Here is a 20,650-nt window from a genome sequence, read left to right as displayed (position 1 = left end):
GTTTAGGTGATTACCAACCTTTAACTACGCCACCTTGGAAGATATCAGAAGCTGCGTTGTACACTTCTTCAGTTTGGTAAGCTTTAACGAAGTTCTGTACGTTTTCAGCGTTTAGGTTGTCTTCACGAGAAACGATTAGGTTTACGTAAGGAGAATCTTTGTCTTCAACGAATACGCCATCTTTTTGTGGAGTCAGGTTGATAGAGCTCGCGTAAGTTGTGTTGATGATAGAAAGCGCTACATCATCAAGAGAACGTGGCAGTTGTGCTGCGTCTAGTTCAACAATTGTTAGGTTCTTAGGGTTCTTAACGATGTCACGAACAGTTGCTAGAAGACCAGCACCTTCACGAAGCTCAAGAAGACCTTGTTGCTCAAGAAGCAGAAGAGAACGACCTAGGTTTGTAGGGTCATTTGGTACTGCAATACGAGCACCGTCTTGGATTTCGTCGACAGATTTCACTTCTTTAGAGTAACCAGCAATTGGGTAAACAAACGTGTTACCAGCGATAGTCAGTTTGTAACCACGGTCAGCCACTTGCTGATCTAGGTACGGAGCGTGTTGGAATGCGTTGATGTCGATAGAGCCATCATCCAGTGCTGCGTTTGGTGTTACGTAATCTGTAAAAGTAACCAGTTCAACGTCTAGGCCGTACTGCTCTTTTGCTACTTTAGCTGCAACTTCAGCAACTTGCGCTTCAGCACCTGCCATTACGCCAACTTTTACTTTAGAAGTATCCAATTCTTTATCACCACAACCTGCTAGTACTAGCGCTGATGCTGCTGCTGCGATAGTAAGTAAACCTTTAAGGCTAAATTTCATAATAATCTCCTTTTAATAAATCTATTTAATTTGGTTCAGACGACTCTTGTCTTAGATAGTTTGCGTTTAAACGTTGAGTCTTTATCTGTGGTCAACGCGGCGAACTAATGAATCACCGATTGATTGAATAATTTGTACAAGCACAATCAACATCACTACCGTTACAGCCATGATGGTCACATCGTAACGGTGGAATCCGTAACGAATCGCGACATCACCTAGACCACCACCGCCTACAGTACCTGCCATTGCCGAGTAGCTCACCAGCGTCACTAGCGTAATCGTTACTGAGTTGATAATCGTCGGTAGTGCTTCAGGAAGCAGAACCTTATTGATGATTTGTGTTGGTGTTGCGCCCATCGATTGAGCTGCTTCTACTAGACCTGTTGGTACTTCAAGTAGTGCACTTTCGATAAGTCGAGCTACGAATGGGATAGCGCCAATTGTCAGTGGAACAATCGCTGCTGTTGTACCGATGAAGGTACCAATCAGCATCTTAGTCAGTGGGATAATCGCAACCATCAACACTAAGAAAGGCACTGAACGACCCACGTTCACAATCGCACCTAGAATCTTGTTTACTTTGGTGTTCTCTAACAGGCCACCTTTTTTAGTCGTGTGTAGAATCACGCCTAGTGGAATACCGACAGCGAAGCCTACAATGCCAGCGACAGCAACCATGTAAAGTGTTTCGCCTGTTGCGCCTAATAGAAGGTTACCGTTAAGGCTGATCCAGTCAGCAATCTCGTTGAAACTAAAGGACATAACCAAGCACCTCTACTTTTACATTGTTATCGCGTAAGAATTGGATAGCAGCATTATCATCTGCTTCATTACCGAACAGTTCAGCAACCATCATGCCGAACTTCACACCGCCGGCGTAATCAAGGTCAGAGCTTAGGATGCTGACATCGATATTGAATTTGCGTGCAATCTGCGTCATCAGCGGAGCATCAACCGTTGCGCCTGTAAACTCAAGGCGTACCAGCGGGTAGCTGCTGTTTACACGAGTCTGTTGCAAGCGTGCTTGGTAATCTTCGGGAATCGTCAGATCCAGCGTTGAACGAATGAATTGATGCGCAAGCTCAGTTTTAGGGTGAGCAAAGATGTCACCAACTGTGCCTTTCTCTACCAATTCACCACCGCCGATGATCGCCACTTCGTGACAAATGCTCTTAACTACATCCATCTCGTGCGTAATAAGCAGGATCGTGATGTTCAGCTTACGGTTGATTTCACGCAGTAGCTCAAGAATCGATTGAGTGGTTGCAGGATCCAGTGCGCTGGTCGCTTCATCACACAGAAGTACTTTCGGATCAGAGGCCAGGGCACGAGCAATCGCAACACGCTGTTTTTGACCGCCACTTAGATTTGCAGGGTAAGTGTCACGCTTATCAGCTAAGCCAACGAGTTCAAGTAACTCACTCACTTTCGCTTCAATAATTGCTTTATCTTTACCAGCAAGCTCTAAAGGCAGTGCTACATTGTTAAATACAGTACGAGAAGACAGCAGGTTGAAGTGTTGGAATATCATGCCGATATTACGGCGCGCTTCGCTAAGTTCAGATTTGCTGAGTTTTGTCAGGTCGATACCGTCAACAATCACTTCACCTGAAGTCGGGGCTTCCAACATATTTACACAGCGGATTAGGGTACTTTTGCCTGCACCTGAAGAGCCGATGACTCCAAAGATTTGACCTTGAGGAATGTGGAGGTTGATATCAATTAAGGCATTGATTTCTTTAGTGCCTTGATAAAAAACCTTGTTGACTTGATTCACTTTAATCATAGAGAAACCCGTGCAGGTAGAACAGAATAATATCTCGATAGCTCGCTCGATTTACAGACGATGCTATGGTGTTCTATGATCTAAGTCAATAGATATTTTTACGTCTAGACGGCTAAACGTCGATTGTGTTGATAAGCTAGAAACAAATCGTTAACGAACGCAAAACTAAATAGATAGTGATGAAGCAAATAAAGCGTGTAATAATTAATGATTAATAGAGAGTTGATAGAGAACAAAATTTTGTCTAAACCTGCTGTTTTTTTAGATCGTGATGGTGTGATTAACGTTGATCACGGCTACGTACATGATGAGCATGACTTTGAATACATCGATGGTGTGTTTGAAGCGGCGAAAGCGTTTAAAGATATGGGTTATTTATTGGTGCTAGTGACCAACCAATCTGGTATTGCTCGCGGCATGTTTAGTGAAGACCGTTTTCTTTCTTTAACGCAGTGGATGGATTGGAACTTTGTCGATAACGGCGTTGAGCTTGATGGCATCTATTACTGCCCGCACCACGCTGAACACGGTATTGGTGACTACAAGCAAGATTGTGAATGTCGTAAACCAAAGCCAGGTATGTTCATTTCTGCTCGTGACTTTCTGAAGATTGATATGGCTAACTCGGTCATGATCGGCGATAAAGCTGAAGACATGATGGCTGCAGAAGCGGCAGGTGTTGGCACAAAAGTACTGGTAAGAACCGGTAAGCCAATCACTGAAAAGGGTGAAGCACTTGCAAGTGTCGTGCTTGACAGTATTAAAGATGTACCAGCATTCTTAAAAGGTTAAGACACTAAGTCTCTTTCACTTAGATATAAATGTTGTTCACTATATAAAGATGAGGAACGCAGTATGAAAGCATTGTTGATAGCATCTCTATGTACGGTAGCGTTATTCGGGTGTTCTAAATCCGCAGCGCCTGATGGTGCAGTATCGGACGATCAATTCGTGACTTATCAATGTGAGTCTGACGCTTCATTTAAGGTCGCTTACCTTGGTAATGAAAAAGCGGTATTACGTTTGCCAGAGAATGAATATCGCCTCACTCAAATAGCGGCAGGTTCAGGAACGAAGTACATCTTAGATGATGGAACCTCTGAACTGATCAATAGCGTCACTTTACGTACCAAAGGTGACAACGCACGTCTAGAACTTGGTCGTGTCGTCTATAAAAATTGTCGAAAGTAAGCCATAGTTAACTCCTAAGATTTACAAACAGTTAAGTGAGGGGATCTACCCTCACTTTTTTTTCTCTTCCCTTTAACGTTAGACTTTTTATGAGCAAAAAACTCACTATTCTCGATATTGCTAAGCTGTCCGGTGTTGGTAAGTCAACCGTATCTCGCGTTCTGACCAATGATCCAAAAGTGAAACCTGAAACCCGTGAAAGGGTGGAAAGAGTAATTCAAGAATCTGGGTACACGCCTTCAAAGTCTGCGCAATCAATGCGTGGTGGCAGTCAAAAAGTCATCGGCGTGATCATCTCTCGTTTAGATTCTCCCTCTGAAAACAAAGCCGTTAGCACCATGCTAGCTGAGTTGTATCGAGCGGATTACGACGTGGTGATCATGGAAAGCCAACTCGATAGAGATAAAGCCAACGAGCATCTTCAGGTTCTTAAGCGTCGTAACGTTGATGGCATTATTGTGTTTGGCTTTACGGACTGTGACATTCCAGCGATCGAAGCGTGGGAACACAAAGCCGTTGTTATCGCTCTGGATACCGAGAACGTAACGTCGATTAACTATGATAACCAACAGGTGATCAATAGTGCGTTAGCGCATCTATCGGATCAGGGTATCTCAGATGTCGGTTTTATTGGTGTTGATCCTAGCGATAAATCAACCGGTGAGTTGCGTCTTAAGGCTTACCTCGATTGGTGTGAAAGCACTGGAGTGATTGCGAACTATCGTACTGGCCAACTTCATCATGAAAGCGCTTATCAGCTGGTGGATGAGGTACTGACTCCTACAACTCAAGCACTTGTTTGTGCTAGTGACACATTGGCTCTTGGCGTGATCAAGCGTCTACAAGAACTACAACGTGAAGATGTGGTTGTAACAGGCGTTGGTGGCAATGATCTTCTCTCTTTCTTGTTCCCTCGCGTATTTAGTATTGATCCAGGCTATCAATCTGCAGGTAAGTTGGCGGCTAATCTATTGATCTCTCAGCTTTTAGGCAATTCAGAGATCTCTCATCACACTCAATCTCCGATTCTATAATCCACTCAATTAAGCGAAATTGAACCGCTTAGATTAAAATTAGAGTGTGATCTCTTTCAATTAATGGGACTGTTCCCATTTAAATTTATCATTCGTGCGGGCATTATAATAACTGTGATTGGGAATGTTCCCATAGGTCTGAATCTTGAGTGGTTATCACTGCATGGTTTAGATGAGTAATTGAATGAAACCAGGGTGGGGTAGTATGAGTAAGATAGCGAAGCAAGACGTTGCGCGTCTTATCGAGTTAGTCGGTGGCAAAGAAAATATTGCGAGTGTCAGCCATTGTCTGACTCGACTGCGTTTTGTATTGAACGATACAGAGCAGGCCAACAAAGCTGAACTCGAAAAATTGAAGCTAGTAAAAGGCTGTTTTACGAACGCAGGCCAATTCCAAGTTGTGATTGGCACTGAAGTTGATGAAGTGTACGCACTTCTGATTGAACAGACAGGTAAAGAGGCATCATCAAAAGATGAGGCGAAGCTGGCTGCTCGTCAAAATATGAACTTCCTTGAGCGTGGTATCTCCCATTTAGCCGAAATTTTCGTACCACTGCTGCCAGCCATCATTACTGGTGGTTTGATTCTTGGTTTCCGTAATGTGATTGGCGACATTCGTATGTTCGACGGCAAAACCCTCGTTGAAATCAGCCAATTCTGGGCAACTGTTCACTCTTTCTTATGGCTGATTGGCGAAGCGATTTTCTTCTTCCTACCGGTTGGTGTGTGTTGGGCGACGGTTAAGAAGCTTGGCGGAACCCCTATTTTGGGTATCACGCTCGGTGTGACCTTGGTTTCCCCGCAATTGATGAACGCTTACATGATAGGTAAATCGGTACCTGAGGTGTGGGACTTTGGCTTGTTCGTGATTGAGAAAGTCGGTTATCAAGCACAGGTGATCCCTGCGATGCTAGCGGGTGTGGCTCTGGCGTTCATTGAGACTAACCTTAAGCGTATTGTACCTTCTTATTTGTACCTTGTTGTCGTGCCATTTGTATCGATTATTTTGTCTGTGATTTTAGCTCACGCTTTCATTGGTCCATTTGGCCGTATGTTAGGTGATGGCGTGGCATTCGCGGCTAAAGCAGCAATGACGGGTGATTTTGCGATTCTTGGTTCAGTGGTATTTGGCTTCCTATACGCACCTTTGGTTATTACGGGTATTCACCACACAACCAACGCAGTCGACCTACAACTGATGCAAGACTTAGGCGGCACACCAATCTGGCCTTTGATTGCGCTATCTAATATTGCACAAGCTTCAGCGGTTGTTGGCATCATCATCTTAAGCAAACGCGAAGGTGAACGAGACATCTCGGTTCCAGCTGCAATCTCTGCCTACTTAGGTGTGACGGAGCCTGCGATGTACGGCATCAACCTTAAATACAAATTCCCAATGCTGAGCGCAATGATCGGCAGTGCTGCAGCGGCTGCAATCTGTGGTAGTGCAGGTGTGATGGCGAATGGTATCGGTGTTGGTGGCTTGCCGGGTATCTTATCGATTCAACCGCAATATTGGTCTGTTTACTTAATTGCGATGCTGGTGGCGATTGTACTACCCGTCACGTTAACACTGTTCTTCTATAAACGAGCACAGATGAAAGGCGAGCTAGAAACCGCCAACGCGTAATGCATTAAATAAGCGATGACTCCAAAGTGAGCCATCGCTTTTTCTCTTAGTTATAGCTTTTTCTTTTAGTTATATCGGCTATTCGACCATGATTTGCATGGTGATTTTTATTTTATATTTTCTGGTAAGTGAGTGTTAGAGATGGCGATGACTGAGCATGATGAAAGTTGGTGGAAAACCGCAACCATCTATCAAATCTACCCAAAGAGCTTTTGTGACAGTGGCAGTAAAGGTACTGGCGATATCAAAGGGATCATTTCAAAACTGGATTATCTTAAACACTTGAGTGTGGATGCAATTTGGTTAACCCCAGTTTACGCATCCCCAATGATCGATAACGGCTACGATATTTCAGATTACTACGCGATTAACCCGCAATTCGGCACCATGGAAGACTTCGACCTATTGCTGGCTGAAGCGCACCAACGTGGTATTCGTATCGTGATGGACATCGTGGTAAACCACACTTCAACAGAACATGCGTGGTTTCAGTCGGCATTGGGTGACAAAAACAGCCCATACCGCGACTACTATATCTGGAAAGATCCAGTAGATGGTCAAGCACCAACTAACTGGCAGTCTAAGTTCGGTGGTAATGCGTGGGAACTAGATGAGGCGACTGGGCAATACTTCCTACACTTATTCGCTAAAGAACAGGCTGACCTCAACTGGGAGAACCCAGTTGTACGCGAAGAAGTAAAAGACGTTATCAGCTTTTGGGCAGAGAAGGGCGTTGATGGTTTCCGCTTGGATGTGATCAACCTTATTTCGAAACAACAAGATTTTCCTAACGATGATATCGGTGATGGTCGTCGTTTTTACACTGATGGCCCACGTGTACACGAATACCTGAAAGAGATCAGCGAAGCAGTATTCCAGAAATACGGCAGCGTGACTGTAGGTGAGATGTCTTCAACTACGTTGGAGCATTGTCAGCAATACTCAAATGTTGATAACAGCGAGCTATCAATGGTGTTTAACTTCCACCACCTTAAGGTCGATTACACCAATGGTGAGAAGTGGACTAATGCGCCGTTTGATTTCTTACAGCTCAAGTCGATCTTCAATCATTGGCAAACAGGCTTGAACGGAAAAGGGTGGGGCGCATTGTTCTGGTGTAACCACGACCAACCGCGAGTGGTGAGCCGCTTAGGTGATGATCTGCAGTATCGTGTTGAGTCGGCGAAGATGCTGGCTGCGTCTGTACACATGATGCAAGGCACGCCGTATATCTATCAAGGTGAAGAGATTGGCATGACTAACCCGGGTTATACTGAGATCAGCCAGTATCGTGATGTAGAGAGCACCAACATGTATGACATCATGGTTAACCGTGATGGTGTGGCTCATCAAGATATGATAGCGATTTTAGCGCAGAAGTCTCGTGATAACTCTCGTACACCAATGCAATGGAACAGTGAGCCTTACGCAGGATTCTCACAAGCTAAGCCGTGGCTAGATGTTGCAAATAACTACACTGAGATCAACGCTGAGCAAGCGCTAGAAGATAAAGACTCTGTTTTTTACTTCTATAAGAGCTTGATTGAGTTACGTAAAGAAGTGCCAGCGATTACTCATGGTAGCTACAAAGATTTGTTGCCTGAGCACCCATCGGTATTTGCGTATTCTCGTGAGACTGATAGTCAGACTTTGTTGTGTATTAATAACTACTACGGTGAAGCGTGTCAGGTTGAGTTACCTAATGAATTTGAACTTGATAAAACGCAACTGTTATTGGGGAATTACTCTGATGAGCAGTCGCCAGTTTCTGCAAATACGGTAGCCTTACGACCGTATGAAACAAGAATTCTCTTGATAGAGCAATAATACTCGTTCCCCTATGCGAGTATAAGCTTTGAGCCTGAAATCTAAGTGTCAGGCTCAAAGCTTTCCTTCCTATTTTTCAATGGAAGGTTTTGGTTATTAGCCTTTATTGACCGTAAATGAATCGAGAACCCATGTCGTTTCGCTCAGTTGGGTGCCATTCTTTTCGTCCCAGTCCATCATTTTCACAACGCCAAAGTTTGGGTTAAACCATGTCTCGGTATTGCTTTGAAATTCAGCTGAATCATACCCATCACAAACAACGTTGTAAGTGTTTTCAACTTTAAGGTACGCCGTTTCAATTTTCTTGTCTTGAACCGTTACCGTTGAGCGCTGCCCATTTTCGGAAACTTGTTGCAGCCAATGGAAGTCACATTGTGTGTCTGACGGCCCTAAATCGTCGATCTCGCCTTCGTAGAAATCATCAAGCAAGGCTTCTAGTTGGCCAGTAGTAACCTCAAACGAAAGTCCGACAGAACTACTGCTGTGACTAATATTGGGGCTTTTTTCTTTTACTGTACTGCCTGAGGATTTGAATACCGGGTTGGTTACTAAAAAGTCGACAGTCTCACCATTACTCAATTCTATATTGGAATCAACTGAGTTAACAAAGCCATCACTGCCTTTGTAAAACAGGCCACTGTCTGTTTCACCTTGTACCGTCATATCAGCTGCGTAGAAGTCGTTGATGCCGCTGTTTACCATGCTCTCTAACGTTGTTTTTAGCTTCTCCAATTCAGCTACGCCTTCAGTTTTATTAGCGATCGCTAATTTATCTAATTCCAACTGAATATTGGCTAACATCTGCTGTGAACTGATATCTCGGTATGCAAGATCCAGTGCTACGTTTTCTCCACCATCTTCAGAGGTCAGGTAAGACAACAATGTGATGCTTTGTGGTGCAAACTGAGAGTTGTTGATCGGGTAGTCGAACTGAGTTGCACCTGATGAAGAAGAGCCGCCTCCGCCGCCACAGCCATAAAGAGCAAAGAGAGAAGTCGCAAGCAACGTCATGGATTTTTTCATGTTGAGCATTCCTAATATAGTTGGCCTTGAGCGGCCTGAAGTTTTTAGGAATGCTATTGGTGAGAGAGTTAATAGGGCAAAAAATGAAGATACATAAGATCTTAATTTATATTTAAATTTTTGTTTTTAAATGCTTTATTTTCCTTTACTCAGAAAGTTGATGGCCAACATTTGTGCAGTAGTTAAGCATCAGGTTTTCCCACTGCTTAATGATTGGTGGCTCTTTGATACTCAATTTTAGATTTTTCCAAGGCTGGAGACAGGTCGACTTCGACTCAGGTTTGGATAAGCGATTGAACAACTCTTCAGAAGGAACTACTCGTAATAACGCGACTAAGGATTCCATGTAGTTGAGGCGAAACTTATCCATGTCCCCTTGCTTGTAAGCAATATGGGAAATCATCATATAGACCAGTGCGTTCTCAATGGTCGAATTGCCCGCCGTGTTGGTCAGAAATTCCTTGGCGGTTTGCAAGTCTCTTAATTTGAAGTGAATAATCCCAAGCCAGAGTTTTAGCTCGTCGGGAATCAACTTAAAGTGGGTTTGCACTAGGCTAGTAAATCGAATCAGTCGCTGGTGATCTGTCTCAAATAGCGCTAGCTGGCGAGCGATCAGCGTTGAGGTCATCACGTTGAGTGGTACGTTCTCAAGATCGATAGTCGTGCCATTCAATAGAGCACTTAATGCGTGATTGTCGACAGACCATTCCGGATAGAGCGGAGCAGGCAGAGCAAAGTAGCTCGCAAGTTCTTGGTTAATCTCCATCAAGCTCTCGCTGAGATTATCTATCTCAATAGAGTAAACGCCACGAAAGGCAAGCTTACCTGAGCTCGGGTAGATAAGGCTGACCTTGGCTGCGAGTCGTTTGTCGACCTCTTGGTCCTTCAGCTGAATATTAAGCAGATAGTCACTGGTGCGCATGTTCTTTGCGCCAGGGAAGAAAGGAGAGCTATCTACCGGGTCTAGGAAGTAACTTGGGGCATCTTGGTTGGCTAAATCGGTATAGGCGTACTCAATTTGTTGTTGAAGCAACAGAGCTTTAACCATCTTGCGATAATGTCTTGCATTGTCACCGACCGCATCGATGCGATTGAGTAGCAGCTCAACCTTAGGAATTAACCTCTGTTCACGTTCAACCTCAGAGGCATGGTTCGACGAATGCCATAACATGTAACCCAAGCTTGCTGTAGTGATCAGTAACACCAGAGTCGTTAACAGGAGAACAGAGGTCACTAGCGTCGGAGTCTTTCGCGCTTTAGGTTGTTCTGTTTCCAAAACTGTTTCTGCTGTTTCAGATGCTGCATTAGATAAACTGACCGAGCTAGGGCTAAGAAAGTAGCCTTTGCGTGGGTAAGTGACCAAAATTTTGGTAGCGTCGTTCTCTGGCAAGTGTTTTTGTAGTACCGAGCGAAGTGTGCTGATTCGGTTGGTGAGTACGTTTTTGGATATGAAATTACTTTGCCAAACCGTCGCGATAATTTGCTCTGCCGCTAATGGCTCTCCGACGCTCGTGAGAAATAGCTCAAGTAACTCGATAGAACGAGGCTCTAAATCGATGACCTGCTCGTTGCAACTCAAGACACGTGTCATTGGGTTGAATTCTAAACCTTCAATGAAGATCGAGGTTTGAGTGTCTTTGGCGCTGGAGAGGTAATCTTGCATAACGAAAGAGGGGTAGCTTATAAAAGCTAAATACTAGCTGTTTTCGTTATGAAAAACAGCTAGTAATTCATTGATTGGATAGCTGGCGTTAAGACGCGTAGTTCACCGAATAGCGTGTAGGCTTATGATTCATCGCTAATACGATGTTCAATACCGCAGTGCCCAATACAGAAACCGCAATCACCCAAGGCGATACGAAGAAGAATGATGCAAACAGAATACACGCATCAATAGCCATTTGGGTTTTGCCTACTGAGATACCGTAGCGATCCTGAATGAATAAGCACAAGACGTTGAATCCACCCAAGCTTGAGCGATGACGGAATAAGATCAGCATACCCAAGCCCATCAATAAACCACCGGCTACTGCACAGTAGATCTCATTATGAACTTCGAGCGAAATAACCAAGTATAAATGATCGGCAAACACAGACACTAAAGCGCCGGAAATCGCACTGCTGATCGCAAAGCTGCGACCAAAACGTTTCCACGCCAATAGATAGAATGGACAGTTAGCGACAAAGTATAGAATACCGAAGGTTACAGGCAAAAATTGACTCAACAGTAGAGCCAAACCAGTAGTACCACCGGTAAGCAGGTGCGCAGACTGTAAAAAGAAGACGCCTAACGCTACTAAAAACGTGCCCGTCAGGACTGCAATCCAATCTTCTTTACGTGAGTGTTTTTCCATCGTTTTAATAATTACCTAATCAATAAAGGCGTGCATAGTAGAGAAAAACTTAAGCTTTCGGTAGCTAGAGGGGCAAAATTAAGGTAAACCTATGTAATCTGCGTTTTACAGGGTGTAAATCGTAAAATTGACAGTAAGGAACATCTTTGGTTGGATAAGCCCAATAACCATGATGAATCTTATTTGTGATTATGAAAAAACTGCATGATAAAATTGCAATTAGCTCTTTATGACCTAGATCAAATTATGTAGAATGCGTCACATCAAAACGGTGACGGAAACGTTTGCTTTCGGTCGTTGTGTGGTTTTTTTGAAACTTTCAGTACAATCTGAGTCAGGAGATACAGATGCTTAAGCGTGACATGAACATTGCTGATTACGATGCGGATCTATTCGCAGCTATCCAAGAAGAAACTCTTCGTCAGGAAGAGCACATCGAACTTATCGCTTCAGAAAACTACACAAGCCCACGTGTAATGGAAGCTCAAGGTTCTCAGCTAACAAACAAATACGCTGAAGGCTACCCAGGCAAGCGTTACTACGGTGGTTGTGAGTACGTAGACAAAGTTGAAACTCTAGCAATTGAACGTGCATGTGAGCTGTTTGGTGCCGAGTACGCGAACGTACAGCCTCACTCAGGTTCTCAAGCAAACAACGCTGTATACATGGCGCTACTGAACGCAGGCGACACAGTTCTAGGTATGAGCCTAGCGCACGGTGGTCACCTAACTCACGGTTCTCCAGTAAACTTCTCTGGTAAGCTTTACAACATCATCCCTTACGGTATCGACGAAGCAGGCCAAATCGATTACGAAGAGATGGAAAAGCTGGCTATCGAGAACAAACCTAAGATGATCATCGGTGGTTTCTCTGCTTACTCTCAAATCTGTGATTGGAAGCGCATGCGTGAAATCGCTGACAAAGTAGGTGCTTACCTATTCGTAGATATGGCTCACGTAGCGGGTCTAATCGCGGCAGGTGTTTACCCGAACCCAGTTCCACACGCGCACGTTGTTACAACAACAACGCACAAAACGCTAGCAGGCCCACGTGGCGGTCTAATCCTTTCTAACGAAGGCGAAGACCTTTACAAGAAGCTGAACTCAGCAGTATTCCCAGGCGGTCAAGGTGGCCCTCTAATGCACGTTATCGCTGGTAAAGCAGTAGCGTTCAAAGAAGCTCTAGAGCCAGAGTTCAAAGAATACCAAGCACGTGTAGTTGCTAACGCAAAAGCAATGGTTGCTGAATTCCTTGAGCGTGGTTACAACATCGTTTCAGGTTCTACAGAGAACCACCTGTTCCTAGTTGACCTAATCAACAAAGACATCACAGGTAAAGAAGCAGACGCAGCACTAGGTGCAGCAAACATCACAGTAAACAAGAACTCAGTACCAAATGATCCACGTAGCCCGTTCGTTACTTCAGGTATCCGTATCGGTTCTCCTTCTATCACTCGTCGCGGTTTCTCAGAAGCAGACGCGAAAGAGCTAGCAGGTTGGATCTGTGACATCCTAGATAACATGGGCGATGAGTCTGTTATCGAAGCGACTAAAGCAAAAGTACTAAATATCTGTAAGCGTCTACCGGTTTACGCTTAATTTTTCTTCGTAGTAATTTGAACTTCGTTGTCGAGCATGCTCACTTACATCCGTAAGCTCCGCGTGCTCTCCTAGAATTTCAAACGACTACTTTGAAAAATACTTTTAAAGGGGCTCATTGAGTCTCTTTTGTTTTAGGGAAAGGTGCTGAAAACTCCGCGCCTGTTCCTTGAACTTAAGCTATTTGATTGAAAGTACGATTTGAAGGGCTCCTTGCTAGGGGCCTTTTTGGTATCTGTCGGTATGGAGTTGGGTTATCTGAGAATGCAGAAAGGCGGTACTAAAAAGGGCTGATGTCTGCACATCAACCCTTTGTGGTTTTCTTATGTTGGTTCTACTTTCTGATGCTAAGCAGGGTGCCAGACTTACACTTGAATGAGTAATAATGGCGGCTCTCGTTGAATTTTCCTAAGCCTTCGCCGTCACAGTAGTCGATATTGATGTCACGCATCACTTCTAGTGTGTCTTCGCTTTTCAGAGCGAATTTAGAGCCATCAGAGCAGACAATACGCACTCTTTCATCATGGCTTACTGAGTAAATATCGACTTCGGTGTTACACAGCTCAAAAGAGGCTTCACGAAAGTTGTCTTGCTGTGTATTTGAAGCGCAACCTGCAGTCAGTGTTGCTGCGAAAACTGCCAAAAGTCCGAGTCTTTTCATTGTTAATCCTTCGCTATCATCAGATTGATTGATGAGTTTTATATGTTATTTCAGGTAGCCTATACAACAACACGCTTTGGTTCAAGGAGCGTTCGTTGACTCTAAGATATAAAAGTATAGATGTAGACAGACAATTTATAATTGGCTAACTGCATGTTTATCCAATACGTATCACCAATAAAAAAGACCAACACTGAGGTTGGCCTTTCAAAATCAAGCGTGTTCTAAATGACTATCGAAACTGTTTGGCTTCTGGAAGGAACTCAAAACCAGCAGACGCAAGTTTAGCGATCAATGCTGCTTTGTCGATCTCGTAGAAGTTGACCACTCGATCCAAATCACCACCGAAGTCGTCACGTAGCTTCATGTTGACGATGCTCATCAACATTACAGGATCCATTTTTTCAAAATTAGCGAGGTTCATATTAGTCCTCGAAATCTGAGATCAGCAGGTTTGCAGCGGCAAAGGCTGCACGCTCACGCGCTTCTTTAGGAAGAGATTCGTCTGCAGCAAGGTCATTCAATGTTTTTACCGCGCAGGTGATCGCTTTAGGGATATAGCCTTGGTCGCCACTGCCAATTTGAGAATACAGTTCACGAACCAAATCACAACAATCGTATACTTTCATTTTTATACCTAACCAAATGATAACTTATCTCAATATACACATAGAGATAAGCAAAAACAAAGTGGATCTGATCAAGTTCAGAGTTAGTTTGTTCTTGCTCAATATCTCACTTAGTTAGTTCGCGGCTTAGGTTACTATTTACCTATTCATTTGGTATTTAACGATTAGCCAGAGACTTGTTGTTCAAGTTGATAGGTGACTTCATCAGCAAGATTGAGCTGTTTCGCGAGCTCTTTCAGGTACGCCTTTTCCATGAAGTTCTGTTCGTCGGCCACAATCAAAGAGGCTAAGTAGATCTCACTCGCCTGTTGAGGTGACGTTGCTAATTGAGCGATTTCGCTTGGGTCGAGTGGTTTGTGCAGTTCTTCAGAGACCAATTTAGTCAGTTGATAATCGGCACCCATGTTCTCGACGGCTTGTTCAATCTTAGCCATCTCTTCTTCATCGACATGGCCATCGGCTTTGGATGCGGCAATCATTGATCTGAGAATCAGTACGCTATGGTTTGAGTCGTTCTCATCAAATTTAGCTTGCTCGGCATTCGGTGTTTGGCCTTGTTTAGATTGGTAGTCGTTGTAGACCTTGTAAGCGAGAGCGCCCAGAGCTGCTGCGCCACCAATACCTGCGGCTTTCTTACCCATTTTCTTGGTTTTCTTAGAACCCATTAATGCACCTAATAGCCCGCCACCAACAGCGCCTGCACCGAAGGCTCCGAGTGTACTTTTACTGCTACTCTTGCCATTGTTGCCTTGAGAAAGGCCACTTAAACTTGAAGACCCTTGTGAAAGTTTCTGAGTGCCTTGTTTAACGAGATCTGACTTAAGTGCTTGGTTCAGTAAGCTTTTGATATCCATCGATACCTCCAATGGTGAGCATGTCCAAAAAGTTGATGACACCAATATACGGATTTGAAGATGAACAGGGGATTAACTTACGTTATTTACTCTACTGATAAATAGAAGGGAGTTTGAAGGGAAAAAATAGGTATAAAAAAGGCCACCTGATGGTAGCCTTTCAATGTTTATCTAGTGAGTAATCTGATTACTAAGCTAGTTGAGCTTTAAGGTGCTCGATAACCGTGTCCATTGCGATAGCTTCTTTATCACCAGTACGACGGTTTTTGTATTCGAAGTTACCTTCGTCCATGCTGCGATCACCGATAACGATAGTGTGAGGAATACCCACTAGCTCGATATCTTTAAACATAACACCTGGGCGCTCTTTACGGTCATCGAATAGAACTTCGATACCCATAGCTGTTAATTCAGCGTATAGCTTCTCAGCTGCTTCTTTAACGCGCTCAGATTTGTGCATGTTCATTGGTACGATAGCAACTTGGAACGGCGCTAGTGCGTCTGGCCAAGTGATACCGAATTTATCGTGATTTTGCTCGATAGCAGATGCAACAACACGTGAAACACCGATACCGTAACAACCCATTTCTAGGATTACGCTCTTGCCGTCAGGACCAAGCACGTTACAGTTCATTGCTTTAGAGTAAGTATTACCCAGCTGGAAGATGTGACCAACTTCGATACCACGCTTAAGTTGGATAGTACCTTGACCACATGGGCTTAGGTCGCCTTCAACTACGTTACGTAGATCTTCAATTTGAGCAAGCTCAACATTACGACCCCAGTTAATACCGAAGTAGTGCTTACCGTCTACGTTTGCGCCAGCGCCAAAGTCGCTCATTACAGCAACAGAGCGGTCAACGATGAATGGTAGCTCTAGGCCAACAGGGCCAAGTGAACCTGGACCTGCACCAACAAGTGCGCGGATTTCTTCTTCAGAAGCCATCTCTAGCGGAGCAGCAACTTGTGGAAGGTTCTCTGCTTTCACTTCGTTAAGCTCGTGGTCACCACGGATGATCAGAGCAATAATATCTGCTTCTACTTCATCAGAAGCTTTAACGAATAGAGTCTTAACTGTCTTCTCGATTGCTAGACCGTGTTGCTCTACCAATTCTGCGATAGTTTTCGCGTTTGGTGTATCAACCAGTTCCATCTCTTGAGTTGGTGCTGCAGCATCTTCAGTAGGAGCAAGTGCTTCTGCTTTTTCGATGTTTGCTGCGTAATCTGACTCAGTTGAGAATGCGATTAGGTCTTCGCCGCTTTCAGCAAGAACGTGGAACTCTTGAGAGCCGCTGCCGCCGATTGCGCCAGAGTCTGCCAATACTGGACGGTACTCAAGGCCCATGCGGTCGAATGCTTTACAGTAAGCATCGTGCATCGCTTGGTAAGACTTTTCTAAGCCTTCTTTATCGATATCAAAGCTGTACGCATCCATCATAGAGAATTCACGTGCACGCATTACGCCAAAACGAGGGCGGCGCTCATCACGGAATTTAGTCTGGATTTGGTACAGGTTTAAAGGTAGCTGTTTGTAAGAGCTGATCTCGTTACGTACTAGGCTCGTCACTACTTCTTCAGCTGTTGGGCTAAGAACAAACGGACGAGAGTGACGGTCTGTGAAACGAAGTAGCTCAGGACCCATCTTTTCAGAACGGCCAGTCTCTTCCCAAAGCTCAAACGGTTGAACTACGGGCATCAAGATTTCAACGGCACCTGCATTATCGATCTCTTGGCGAACGATATTTTCGACTTTACGCAGTACACGTAGACCAGTAGGTAGCCAAGTATATAAACCTGAAGCTAGCTTACGGATCATACCTGCACGTAGCATCAGCTGGTGGCTGATAACTTCTGCGTCGTTTGGAGTCTCTTTCAGAGTAGAAAGAAGGTAGTTACTGGTACGCATTCTATGGTATCCGTTTCATCATTGACAAAAGAAAACTTGCTGTCGTTCGTGACCACAGCAAATCTGATATAGCCGCATATAATATCAGCCTATTTGGGATCTCAAAAGCGTTCAATGTCAGTTACATTGATGAAAAGTGTTTCAACTACGAATTTCACGTTAAGATCGAACAAATTTACCGCATATTCCTTGTTGTCAGGTTTACCTTTCTTATAGGCAGGACGAGGATCTTGGCCTAATACTTCTTTGATCACCTGAACGATATGGCGCGCTTGTGGATGACTGGCTAGCTTACTTTGCGCTTGCTGCGAAAAGTTAACTTCGAGCACTTCTGGTTCATCGGCAGCAAACCCTCCCAATGCGTCCGGAATCGAATCTGAGTAGGGGATATAAGGCTTGATGTCGATGATCGGTGTGCCATCTACTAAGTCGACGCTGCCGAGATCCAACCAAGTTTGTCCTTTCTCTTGAGACACACCTTTTAGTTCAACCGCAGACATGCCAATTCCATTCGGTCTGAATGTGGCACGAGACGCGAATACACCAATACGTTCATTCCCGCCAAGGCGAGGTGGCCTCACGGTTGGTTTCCAGCCTGCTTCAAGGTTCTTGTCGAACAGAAATAGTAACCAAACATGGCTAAATTGCTCAATACCACGAACAGACTCAAGGCAGTTTGCTGCATCAACTAACCTGACTCTTGAGGTGGATGTGGGTACCAACCTAGGCTGCCTTGGCACAGCGAACTTCTCTTTATAAGGAGAGTCAATAAAGCCAACAGGTTCAATGGTGTACATAGTTGGGTGTTCTCTGATTACGATTAAGACGGAAAAATATCATAAAATTGCTTGTTTTTCCTTTGATAATAATTATCATTTGAAATGTTATAACATATCAAATTAGTTATTGAGGGAAATACAATGAAACCGAATATCCATCCAGATTACCGTCCCGTGGTCTTTCATGACACCAGTGTCGATGAGTACTTCTTAATCGGCTCAACGCTAAAAACAGACCGTACTATCGAATGGGAAGACGGTAATATTTATCCTTACTTCACGATTGAGGTGTCGTCAAAGTCGCACCCTTTCTATACCGGTAAACAGAGAGTGCTACATAAAGAGGGACGTGTTGCGAACTTCACTCGTCGTTTTGGTCAATTAGGTAAGGGAGCGAAATAAATGAAAGTCGTGAAATCACTGAAAAGTGCAAAGAGCCGTCACCCGGATTGTCAGATAGTAAAACGCAGAGGCCGACACTATGTTATCTGTAAAACTAATCCGAGATTCAAAGCGGTTCAGAAATAAGCCGTCAATTTGATGTGACACGTGTGTAAAAAACGAGGGGAAAGTCAAACTTCATTCATTTGCCTGCTTTTCTTTTCCCTCAAGAGGAACGTGATTAAAGATAGAGTGTTTATTTAGCGTACGATGTGTTTTATTTTTAAGTGAATCAATAGGTTATATCGTTAGGTATATTTGTAGTGAATGCGTAGTTGTGAATTATAAATCTAGATTTTGTATTTAATGTGGATTTATTTGCTAATTAATTGTTCAAATAGAGTTAAATATCGTCGCTTGTTACACATTTTGTAACATTTTGAATTTCTAATTGATAATTTTGTCGCGTACCCTTCGCTGGCAATTTGAACATTTTTGTCACAATTGCATAGGAATCACTACAAGGAGGGAACTGATGAGTTCATCAGCTTCAATAAAAAACAACTCGCCAAAGAAACCTATTTTTACCCGTTTTCTCGATGGTGTTGAATATTTGGGGAACCTATTACCCCACCCAATCACTCTTTTCGCAATCTTCTGCGTCGCTATTCTAGTTACTTCAGGTATCGCTGGATATTTTGAAGTGTCTGTTATGGACCCTCGCCCAGAAGGTGCTCCAGGTCGTGCTGCTGACGGCATGATCTACGTTGTAAGCTTACTTAACGCTGAAGGCTTACAGCTCATTGTTACTAATCTAGTTAAAAACTTTGTTGGCTTTGCGCCATTAGGTACCGTGCTTGTTGCAATGCTAGGTGTAGCGATTGCTGAACACTCAGGTCTATTATCTGCGGCGATGCGTGGCATGGTAATGGGCGCATCTAAGCGTATGGTTACGGTAACCGTAGTTTTTGCCGGTATTATCTCTAACACGGCTTCAGAGCTTGGTTACGTAGTACTTATCCCTCTTGCAGCAATGCTTTTCCACTCTTTGGGTCGCCACCCATTAGCGGGTCTAGCGGCAGCATTTGCTGGTGTATCTGGTGGTTACTCTGCAAACCTTCTAATCGGTACGGTTGATCCACTGCTTTCTGGTATTACAGAAACAGCAGCACAAATGATCGACCCGACTTACAGCGTCGGTCCTGAATCAAACTGGTACTTCATGTTTGTTTCGACTTTCTTCATTGCGATTACAGGTGCATTTGTAACTGAGAAGATTGTTGAGCCAAAACTGGGTAAATACAACGATGAAGAAGCGTCTGAAGACCTATCAAATGATTCGATGGGTAAACTAACAGACGTTGAGAAGAAAGGCCTTAAGCTTGCGGGTATCGCAGTGCTAGCGGTATCTGCACTTCTTGCTTGGACGATTGTTCCAGCTGACGGCGTTCTACGTTCAGCCGCAGGTACGGTTTCAGGTTCTCCATTCCTGAAAAGTATCGTAGCGTTCATCTTCGTATTCTTCGCAGTTCCTGGTTTCGTTTACGGTAAAGTTACCGGCACAATGAAAACCGACCGTGATGTAATCGATGCAATGTCTAAATCTATGTCTTCAATGGGTATGTACATAGTACTTGTGTTCTTTGCTGCTCAGTTTGTTGCTTTCTTCAAGTGGACTAACTTCGGTCAAGTATTCGCAGTTGCAGGTGCTACGTTCCTACAGGATATCGGCCTAACGGGTCCAATGTTGTTTTTCGCATTCATCCTAATGTGTGGCTTCATTAACCTGATGATCGGTTCGGCTTCTGCTCAGTGGGCCGTTACAGCACCTATCTTCGTTCCAATGCTAATGCTAGTAGGCTACGCACCAGAAACGATTCAAGCGGCTTACCGTATCGGTGACTCAACAACGAACATCATTACTCCAATGATGAGCTACTTCGGTCTTATCCTTGCTGTAGCGACGCGTTACATGAAGAACTTAGGTATCGGTACTCTGATTGCAACTATGCTTCCATACTCAATCGTATTCTTGGTTGGTTGGAGCTTAATGTTCTACGTTTGGGTATTCGTATTTGGCCTACCAGTAGGTCCGGGCGCTGCAACTTACTACACGCCTTAGTGGTCGAGTAGGGGAGCCCCCTTTTAATCGACAATAAAAAACCTGCATTGAT

At 44.1% G+C, this 20,650-nt stretch carries 21 protein-coding genes; 9 read left to right on the top strand and 12 right to left on the bottom strand.

The window, feature by feature from the left end; genetic code table 11:
* Positions 1-10: 10 nt before the first annotated feature.
* From CWO13_RS12015 to metN, 3 genes are all read right to left on the bottom strand, one after another.
* Entirely contained in the window at positions 11-820 is an 810-nt protein-coding gene (locus CWO13_RS12015; protein ID WP_102432637.1) for a MetQ/NlpA family lipoprotein, read from the bottom strand.
* A gap of 81 nt (positions 821-901) precedes the next feature.
* Positions 902-1,585 carry a methionine ABC transporter permease gene (locus tag CWO13_RS12010; RefSeq protein ID WP_017060764.1) on the bottom strand — a complete coding sequence of 228 codons (684 nt, stop codon included), beginning with the start codon at positions 1,583-1,585 and terminating at the stop codon, positions 902-904.
* Entirely contained in the window at positions 1,575-2,609 is a 1,035-nt protein-coding gene (gene metN / locus CWO13_RS12005) for a methionine ABC transporter ATP-binding protein MetN (RefSeq protein ID WP_048661199.1), read from the bottom strand. The genes CWO13_RS12010 and metN overlap by 11 nt, the downstream gene beginning before the upstream one ends.
* A 207-nt stretch (positions 2,610-2,816) precedes the next feature.
* Here metN and gmhB point away from each other — a divergent pair, with 207 nt between their 5' ends.
* The 5 genes from gmhB (at position 2,817) to treC (ending at position 8,291) form a co-directional block, all read left to right on the top strand.
* Positions 2,817-3,401 carry a D-glycero-beta-D-manno-heptose 1,7-bisphosphate 7-phosphatase gene (gmhB, locus tag CWO13_RS12000; RefSeq protein WP_017060762.1) on the top strand — a complete coding sequence of 195 codons (585 nt, stop codon included), beginning with the start codon at positions 2,817-2,819 and terminating at the stop codon, positions 3,399-3,401.
* Between the two features lie 63 nt (positions 3,402-3,464).
* Positions 3,465-3,800: an MliC family protein gene (locus CWO13_RS11995; protein WP_048664565.1), complete on the top strand. Its 336-nt coding sequence runs from the start codon at positions 3,465-3,467 to the stop codon at positions 3,798-3,800.
* A gap of 89 nt (positions 3,801-3,889) precedes the next feature.
* Entirely contained in the window at positions 3,890-4,834 is a 945-nt protein-coding gene (treR, locus tag CWO13_RS11990) for a trehalose operon repressor TreR (protein ID WP_019824953.1), read from the top strand.
* A 205-nt stretch (positions 4,835-5,039) separates the two neighbouring features.
* Positions 5,040-6,464 carry a PTS trehalose transporter subunit IIBC gene (gene treB, locus CWO13_RS11985; RefSeq protein ID WP_017069492.1) on the top strand — a complete coding sequence of 475 codons (1,425 nt, stop codon included), beginning with the start codon at positions 5,040-5,042 and terminating at the stop codon, positions 6,462-6,464.
* Positions 6,465-6,605: 141 nt separating this feature from the next.
* A complete protein-coding gene (gene treC, locus CWO13_RS11980) occupies positions 6,606-8,291 on the top strand; it encodes an alpha,alpha-phosphotrehalase (RefSeq protein ID WP_108083017.1) in 1,686 nt (561 codons plus the stop codon).
* A 96-nt stretch (positions 8,292-8,387) separates the two neighbouring features.
* On the opposite strand, the gene CWO13_RS11975 is transcribed toward treC, so the two are convergent.
* The 3 genes from CWO13_RS11975 to CWO13_RS11965 all read right to left on the bottom strand — a co-directional run bounded on the left by CWO13_RS11975 (position 8,388) and on the right by CWO13_RS11965 (position 11,668).
* Positions 8,388-9,314 (bottom strand): hypothetical protein, encoded by a 927-nt coding sequence (locus tag CWO13_RS11975; RefSeq protein WP_258186382.1) that lies wholly within the window; start codon positions 9,312-9,314, stop codon positions 8,388-8,390.
* 145 nt (positions 9,315-9,459) lie between these two features.
* Entirely contained in the window at positions 9,460-10,977 is a 1,518-nt protein-coding gene (locus tag CWO13_RS11970) for a winged helix-turn-helix domain-containing protein (RefSeq protein WP_108083016.1), read from the bottom strand.
* Positions 10,978-11,065: 88 nt separating this feature from the next.
* Complete coding sequence (locus CWO13_RS11965) at positions 11,066-11,668, bottom strand: YitT family protein (RefSeq protein ID WP_061032592.1); 603 nt, start codon at positions 11,666-11,668, stop codon at positions 11,066-11,068.
* Between the two features lie 347 nt (positions 11,669-12,015).
* Here CWO13_RS11965 and glyA point away from each other — a divergent pair, with 347 nt between their 5' ends.
* Positions 12,016-13,266, top strand: coding sequence for a serine hydroxymethyltransferase (glyA, locus tag CWO13_RS11960; RefSeq protein ID WP_102432631.1), 1,251 nt, complete (start codon positions 12,016-12,018; stop codon positions 13,264-13,266).
* 334 nt (positions 13,267-13,600) lie between these two features.
* Here glyA and CWO13_RS11955 read toward each other — a convergent pair whose 3' ends face one another.
* From CWO13_RS11955 to tsaA, 6 genes are all read right to left on the bottom strand, one after another.
* Positions 13,601-13,927: a hypothetical protein gene (locus tag CWO13_RS11955; protein WP_017063350.1), complete on the bottom strand. Its 327-nt coding sequence runs from the start codon at positions 13,925-13,927 to the stop codon at positions 13,601-13,603.
* Between the two features lie 232 nt (positions 13,928-14,159).
* Positions 14,160-14,351 (bottom strand): DUF4250 domain-containing protein, encoded by a 192-nt coding sequence (locus CWO13_RS11950; RefSeq protein ID WP_010436438.1) that lies wholly within the window; start codon positions 14,349-14,351, stop codon positions 14,160-14,162.
* Between the two features lies 1 nt (position 14,352).
* Positions 14,353-14,556, bottom strand: coding sequence for a YaeP family protein (locus CWO13_RS11945; RefSeq protein ID WP_008222923.1), 204 nt, complete (start codon positions 14,554-14,556; stop codon positions 14,353-14,355).
* Positions 14,557-14,720: 164 nt separating this feature from the next.
* On the bottom strand, positions 14,721-15,410 hold the full coding sequence (locus CWO13_RS11940; protein ID WP_102432057.1) for a tellurite resistance TerB family protein: 690 nt from the start codon (positions 15,408-15,410) through the stop codon (positions 14,721-14,723).
* A 190-nt stretch (positions 15,411-15,600) separates the two neighbouring features.
* Positions 15,601-17,316: a proline--tRNA ligase gene (locus tag CWO13_RS11935; protein ID WP_108083015.1), complete on the bottom strand. Its 1,716-nt coding sequence runs from the start codon at positions 17,314-17,316 to the stop codon at positions 15,601-15,603.
* 101 nt (positions 17,317-17,417) lie between these two features.
* On the bottom strand, positions 17,418-18,113 hold the full coding sequence (gene tsaA, locus CWO13_RS11930; RefSeq protein ID WP_102432056.1) for a tRNA (N6-threonylcarbamoyladenosine(37)-N6)-methyltransferase TrmO: 696 nt from the start codon (positions 18,111-18,113) through the stop codon (positions 17,418-17,420).
* Between the two features lie 123 nt (positions 18,114-18,236).
* On the opposite strand from tsaA, the gene CWO13_RS11925 reads away from it, so the two are divergent.
* The 3 genes from CWO13_RS11925 to CWO13_RS11915 all read left to right on the top strand — a co-directional run bounded on the left by CWO13_RS11925 (position 18,237) and on the right by CWO13_RS11915 (position 20,598).
* Entirely contained in the window at positions 18,237-18,497 is a 261-nt protein-coding gene (locus tag CWO13_RS11925; protein ID WP_048661210.1) for a type B 50S ribosomal protein L31, read from the top strand.
* Positions 18,498-18,623 carry a type B 50S ribosomal protein L36 gene (gene ykgO / locus CWO13_RS11920; protein WP_004734365.1) on the top strand — a complete coding sequence of 42 codons (126 nt, stop codon included), beginning with the start codon at positions 18,498-18,500 and terminating at the stop codon, positions 18,621-18,623.
* Between the two features lie 388 nt (positions 18,624-19,011).
* Positions 19,012-20,598: an AbgT family transporter gene (locus CWO13_RS11915; RefSeq protein ID WP_048661211.1), complete on the top strand. Its 1,587-nt coding sequence runs from the start codon at positions 19,012-19,014 to the stop codon at positions 20,596-20,598.
* Positions 20,599-20,650: the final 52 nt, after the last annotated feature.

This window comes from Vibrio sp. ZF 223 (assembly GCF_003050585.1).
Taxonomy (GTDB): domain Bacteria; phylum Pseudomonadota; class Gammaproteobacteria; order Enterobacterales; family Vibrionaceae; genus Vibrio; species Vibrio crassostreae.
Note: the sequence above shows the minus strand (reverse complement) of the source record. Positions and strands in the feature narration are given on the sequence as shown.